This window comes from Saccharomonospora iraqiensis subsp. iraqiensis (assembly GCF_000430445.1).
Classification (GTDB): domain Bacteria; phylum Actinomycetota; class Actinomycetes; order Mycobacteriales; family Pseudonocardiaceae; genus Saccharomonospora; species Saccharomonospora iraqiensis.
Window position 1 is genome coordinate 70,408 of sequence record NZ_KE387090.1, and the last position, 6,286, is coordinate 76,693.

Annotated in this window: 5 protein-coding genes; 3 read left to right on the forward strand and 2 right to left on the reverse strand. The window is 71.5% G+C overall.

From position 1 onward, the window contains the following. Nucleotides 1-252 precede the first annotated feature (252 nt). A complete protein-coding gene (locus ACTIR_RS0112565) occupies nt 253-1,989 on the forward strand; it encodes an EAL domain-containing protein (RefSeq protein ID WP_052583859.1) in 1,737 nt (578 codons plus the stop codon). 167 nt (nt 1,990-2,156) lie between these two features. Here the strand turns inward: ACTIR_RS0112565 and ACTIR_RS23090 are convergent, their stop codons facing one another. After that, nucleotides 2,157-2,987 (reverse strand): hypothetical protein, encoded by an 831-nt coding sequence (locus ACTIR_RS23090; protein ID WP_052583860.1) that lies wholly within the window; start codon nt 2,985-2,987, stop codon nt 2,157-2,159. A gap of 396 nt (nt 2,988-3,383) precedes the next feature. Here ACTIR_RS23090 and ACTIR_RS0112575 point away from each other — a divergent pair, with 396 nt between their 5' ends. Further along, nucleotides 3,384-4,280 carry a helix-turn-helix domain-containing protein gene (locus ACTIR_RS0112575; protein ID WP_034239714.1) on the forward strand — a complete coding sequence of 299 codons (897 nt, stop codon included), beginning with the start codon at nt 3,384-3,386 and terminating at the stop codon, nt 4,278-4,280. Nucleotides 4,281-4,701: 421 nt separating this feature from the next. On the opposite strand, the gene ACTIR_RS0112580 is transcribed toward ACTIR_RS0112575, so the two are convergent. After that, nucleotides 4,702-4,995, reverse strand: coding sequence for a helix-turn-helix domain-containing protein (locus ACTIR_RS0112580; RefSeq protein ID WP_026454556.1), 294 nt, complete (start codon nt 4,993-4,995; stop codon nt 4,702-4,704). A 541-nt stretch (nt 4,996-5,536) separates the two neighbouring features. On the opposite strand from ACTIR_RS0112580, the gene ACTIR_RS0112585 reads away from it, so the two are divergent. Beyond that, the coding region (locus ACTIR_RS0112585) for an IclR family transcriptional regulator (protein WP_411431327.1) at nt 5,537-6,286 on the forward strand (750 nt) is incomplete at its 3' end.

Here is a 6,286-nt window from a genome sequence, read left to right on the forward strand (position 1 = left end):
CCGGACCGGGGGCCGCCGCGGTCGGCGCGCACCGGCCCTGCCACCGGGCCGCCGACCGACCGTCGATCGCGCCGTCGCACCCCCCGGGGGGCCGATTTCGCGAATTATTCCGTCACCGGCCGTCATTCGTTCATCCGCAGGTCATCCGGATGGCGTAAAAAACGGCGTCCGACAGATCGACCGCTCTTGTCGCCGCATCGGGCGACATGCAAATATCGCGCTGCAGATCGCAGGCATTTCCGCCCCGGCGGAATGCGCGGGACGGACCGGAGGCGGGTGGGTACCGGCGTGGCCAGAGCATCGCGGCAGATCCGCTTCGCCTTCCAGCCGGTGTACGACCTCCGTACCGGGGACGTGGTCGCCGTCGAGGCACTCACCAGGCCGTTGACCGGCTCCGTCCGGGACCTGCTCGACAGTGCGCACCGACGTGGCCGACTGGTGCAGGTGGACCTCGGGCTCGCCACGCGCGCGCTGCGGTCCGTCCCCGGCAGGCACCGGGCGCGGACGCTCCATCTCAACATCACCGCACTCACCTCGGCCTCCGCACCGTCGGCACTGACGACACTGCTGGACACGCTCGCCCGAGCGGAACGGCGACCCGACGACGTGGTGTTGGAAATAGGACCGCCGTTTCACGGAATGGCACCCGAGGCACTTCTCGCCGGAATCCGTGATCTGTGGTCCCGGGGCTTCCGGCTGGCGCTGGACGGATTCCACGCCGGCGACATCCCGCTCAACGTCCTGTCCGGATCGCCCGTGGACACGGTCAAGCTGGACCGGGCGACGTTGTGCCGGATCGGCACCGACACCACGACGACCGCGCTCACCGAGTCGCTGGTGCACTTCGCCGACCGCACCGGCCGACACCTCGTGGCCACGGGGGTCGAGCGCACCGGGCATCTCGACGTGCTCGATTCCCTCGGAGTACGCCTCGCCCAGGGGGAGCTGCTGTCCGCGGACCCGTCGGTGGCGCGCCGCGGTGCGGCGACCGCGGCGGTGCCCGCACACCCGGCGGTCCCGCACCGTCGTGCGCGACTGTCGCTGGTCGACTTCCTGCGACCCGCCCGTACCCTGCCCGCGGACGCGACCTGTGAGGAGGTCCGGTCGATCCTCGTCGAACAGGACCCTCCGGGAGGGATCGTCGGCGTCGACGACCAGAGTCGTCCACAGTGGTCGATCGACCGGACCCGGTTCCTGCTCGGCGTGACCGGGCCGTTCGGCCACGCGCTGCACGCCCACCGCCCGGCGGCCGCTCTCGCGGACCGTCCCCACGTCCTCGCGGACACCGCGGACACCGCGCGGTTCTTCGAGGTTCTGGCTTGTACCCGGTCCGAACGGGTGGGTGACGAGATCGTCGTGGTGGACCGCGACGGACGCTGCACCGGGGTCGTCCCCGCGAACGAGATCGTGCGTGCCCTCGCCGAGATGCGGGTGGAGGAGGCCGCGTCGCTGAACCCGCTGACCCGGCTGCCCGGCAGCGATGTCGTCGCCCGGGACGTCGACCGGCGTCTCGGGGACGGCACGCCGTTCGTGGCGGGGTGGCTGGACGTCGACGCCTTCAAGGACGTGAACGACACCGCGGGTTTCGCGGCCGCCGACGACCTCATCCGCACGCTCGGGCACACACTCGGCCGGCTCGCCACCGAGACACCGGGCACCACCGTCAGTCACGTGGGCGGGGACGATTTTCTGATCGTGTGTGCGACCGACGGGATCACGTACGTGGCCGACCGGCTCCTGCACACCCACTGGTCCGCCGGGGCCCTGACCGTGTCGGTGTCCCTGGCGACCCTGGTGTGCGCGACCCCGTCGGTCCGTGACTACCGGGAGGTCTCCCGGTTGCTCGCACCACTGAAGCGACACGCCAAGGAGATCGCCGGACCGAGCTGGGTCAACGGCAGACCCGGACATCGGGAGCCCGAGGTGCTGTACGGCCGCGGTTCGCGGCCGGCACCGGGTCGCGGGGACGGGTCCGCGGTGCACCGGTGACCCGGTGGGTGGAGTGTCCCGGTGCTGCTGGGGGTTCAGCACCGGGACACCGTCACCACTGCGGCGCCCTGGGGAGGGAAACGGGCGCGCGGGCGGCCGGCGCGGACGCCGAGCGTCGTCGCCGGCTCCGCTGAGCATACGACACGGTGGACCCTTCGCACACCCTGTCAGTCGATCGTATTCCGCTCACCGAAACGGCACCCGGCCCCGGCGCGGAACCGACGCCACGTGTGCACGGCGGCCAGCCCCAGCACACGGGCCAGTGCGGCGGGCTCGCCCGGGTCGTCCTCGGCGGCGTCGTAGTCGTCCCACAGGGCGGTGATCGCCTCGTCGGTCACCGTCTCCGCCGGATGGAGGTACCGCCCCCCGGAGGCCTCGGCACCGTCGTCGGCACGCAGTCCCACCACCTCCCCGGCCGTGCGGCCCGCATCGTCCACGACCGTGGCCGCGAGTTCCCTTGCGCGGGCGGGAGCCTCGCCCGGACCGGCCAGGAAGAGCACCCGGTGGGACACCGTCCAGCCGCTCAGGCCGTCGCCCGGCGTCCGGGAGGCTCCGCGCCGCTGCGCGCGTACGGACTCCCGCGACACCGCGGGCACGGTGATGCCGAGCGCCCGGCACCGGGCCGCCGTCAGCGCGCGCACGTATCCGGCGGCGTGCGCCCGTTCGAGCCGACCGTGCGGAGCGCGGTCGTACCACCGGGCCTCCGCCTCCCGCGGATAGTCCTCCCCCTCCGGCCACTCCTCCGCCGGGAGCGGACGGGGTGTGTCCGTCGCGCGGAGCGCGGGGACGTACCCGGTCCGGTGGCAGGGGATCCGCACGTACCGGGTGAGCCGGTACCGCGCCTCCTCGACGTCGTGGGCCACGGCACGGACGCGCACCGTGCCCAGCCACAGCCGCACGCACCGCCCCCGTCTCCGTTTCTCCCACTCCCGCAGGGCGGGGCTGTCCTCCGTCGCCTCCTGCCCGGAGCCCCGGTCCGCCGCGGCGGTCTCCCGCACGGGTCTCCCGCAGCCGGGACACCCGTGCGCCACGGTGCGCGGTGCCGGGTCACCTCCCCCGCTTCCGCGCCCGGGAGGTGGCCGGAAACGCCTCCCGGGCGGCACCGCCCACCACCGGGAGTACGGACGGCCCCCGGCCACCGGAGACTGGTACATACGACGCTCCAGAAGGTCGGTCCTCGGTGCGTGGCGCACGTCGCGCACCTGCTCGGTCCGGCGACGCGGCCGTGCGCAAGGGGGTCCCCACGGCCGGCGCCACCGGGGGCTAACGTGACAGGTGTCCAACTGTCCGTAGCCACGCACACTGTAGCGCGCTACATCTGTACCGCGCTACACCGCGGCGTGGCCCGTTCGGGTGACATATGGGGTGTCACCCGGAGTCGAAAGGTGGGGCCCTTGGTCGAGGTGAGCCATGTCGTCGCGGAATGGGCGTTCACCCTGGGACTGAAGCGACTGCGCGAGGCCGGCGAGAACTCGAACCAGAGCGAGATCGCCAGGAGGATCGGGAAGAGTCGCGCGACCATCGGGCACTACGAGATGGGGCGGTACCTGCCGAGCCACGAGAGCCTGGACATCATGCTCGACGCGTACGGCCACCCCGAACGCGCCGGGTACTACCGGGAGCTGCGGGACCGCGTGGAGACCCGGGTCCGGGACTGGTGGGAGGACCTGTTCCCGGACGGCTTCCCGCCCTACCCGCTCGCGCTGCTCGCGGGAATGGAGTCCTCGGCGGTCCGGATGCACGTCTTCGAGCCGAATGTCGTGCCCGAACTCCTGCGCACACCCGAGTACGCGGAGCACGTGGTCCGTGCCGGACTCCCGACGCACGACGCGGAGTCCCGCGCGCGGCACCTCCGCATGTTGGCCGGACGTCAGGAGGTTCTGGAGCGGGACGAGCCGCCCGAACTGCGATGCGTCGTCGAGGAAGCGGTGCTGCGTCGCACGGTCGGCAGCACCGAGATCCTCGCCCGTCAGGTGGCACACCTCGAGGAACTCACCCACGCCCCGCACATCGAGATTCGGATCCTCACCGACGGCAGCGCGGGTGCGTGCCCGGCGGCGGGCGCCTTCACCGAACTCGTGCTCCCGTCGGAAGCCATCCGGGACTTCGGTGAGGTCGTCTGGGTGAGCACGCCCGTGGACCGCATTCACCACGAGTCCAGCGGCGAACTGGACGTCTTCCACGCGTTGTGGCGCGAGGTGGCCGACAACGCGCTCTCGCCGGAGGACTCCCGCGCATTCCTCGGCGAGGTCGCCCACGAGCTACGGCACCCTCCCGCACGCAGCGCCTGAACGGGCCGCGGCGGCGCTCACCCCGATTCCCGGGGTGGGCGCCGCTGCCGCGGCAACACGACCCGGCCCGACCGGGGACAGAATCGCCGCGCCGACGCCCCGGGGAGCGGAGCGGCTCGCCCACACCAGGTTCCGCTCCGGGAACACCGGAAACGATCGCCCGGACAATTCCGCGACCCGCACGGATCACGACCGAAAAGGAAACCCATACCACCCCTGCGCTCTCGCGGTCATCACGTCGTCCGGATCCGGCGGCGCGGCCCGGCCGGAAGGGGAAGTCCGCGCCGCGCCGCCGTGTCAGCCACCTTCGTGGGCGGGTGGTGAACGGTCCCGTACCCGATGGCCGCCATCACTGTAGCACGCTACGTAGATAGCGCGCTACGCCGCGGTGGTTCCGTGGTGTCCGCGGAGAAGGGGCCGGTCAGCGCACCGTCCGCCCGTACCGGACCGCCGCCGCGAGCTGATCGGACGGCACGTCGAGCGCGAGGCTCAACCACTGCCGCCAGTACGGACCCGGCACCCGTTTCCCCCGTTCCCACCGCGCGACCTCGTCGCGACTGACACTGGAGTTCCGGGACAGCTCGACGAGCCGGTCCGCGAGCTGGTACTGGGTCAGTCCACGCAGCTTGCGGACCCGACGGACGAGCTCCCAGACCGGCTCGGCATCGCCGTCCTCCGGCAGGGTCGCGCGCGAACGGGTACCGGACGGGCGCAGCGATTCCGACGGGGTCTCGCGGAGCGTGGTCGAGGGAAAGGCCGGCGCGGTGTCGGTGAACGGCGGCGTGGGCTGCTGTGAAGCCGTCGTCTGCTGAGAAGACGTGGCCTGCTGAGAAGACATAGTCATGAGGAGTACGGGGTCCGGGGACGAGTTCGGGGGACGCGGCACAGACCGTTGGCCATCGGCCAAAAAATGCGGGACCCCCAGCCGCGTGGCTGCACCACGATCAACACACCTCCAGTTTCGGACACGGACCGCGACACCGACACCACCAAACGGGCTATCTTGCACTCCGCAATTTGCACCGACCCGGCCGGGCGGGAAACGCACACGCCGCCGACCGTCCAACCCGTACTCCTCCCCGGAATCACTATCGTTGGAGACGGCGATTCGTTACAACGGGCTCCCCCGGTCGATTCCGCGACATCGCGGGACCGGCCAGTACCCCGGCGACCTCGTGGCCCCCTGCTCGGAAAGGTCCGGACCGGATAGGCTTTTTCGTCAACAGGCGATCCGTATTCCACAGGGGAGCATCGGCGTGTCGGGACGACGCAATCAGGGAAATGGGACCGGGGACGAGACCGTGGTGTCCGGCGAAGAACGGGATTACACGGTCCGCGCGGTCGAGCGCGTCTGTTCGATTCTCAACCTCTTGCAGGAGTCGATCGACGGTGTGTCCCTGATCGATGTCGGCCAGGCGACCGATCTGCCCAAGTCGTCCGCATTCCGCTATCTGTGGACACTGGAGGCCCACCGCTACGTCGAACGGGACGGCAACACCGGGCTGTACCGGCTGGGACTCGGTTTCGTCGGCATGCAGTCGCGGCAGCTGGAGATCCTCCGGGAGCGCGCGCACCCGTGGCTGGAGCGACTGCGGGACGAGTTCGAGGAGACGACCACCCTCGCGATCCTCGACGGCGACCACGTCGTCCACGTCGACATCGTCGAGAGCCGGCACCGTGTCCGGTTCACGTCGGCGCGGGGGGCCCGGGACCCGCTGCACTCCACCGCGCTGGGCAAGGCGATCGCGTCCCGGCTCGCGGAGGCACGGGTGCGGGAACTGCTGGAGCACACCGGTATGTGGTCCCGCACGGAACGGACCATCACCGCCGTGGACGCCTTCGTCGACGAGGTCGACCGGGTGCGCAGGGACGGATACGCGGTCAACGACGGTGAGCACGAGGCGGACGGACGCTGCGTCGCGGCCCCGCTGCCCGGGACCCGTCTCCCCGCGGCCCTCGGGATCAGCGCGCCCGCGGCACGCTTCGCCCCCGCGGACGCGCAGCAG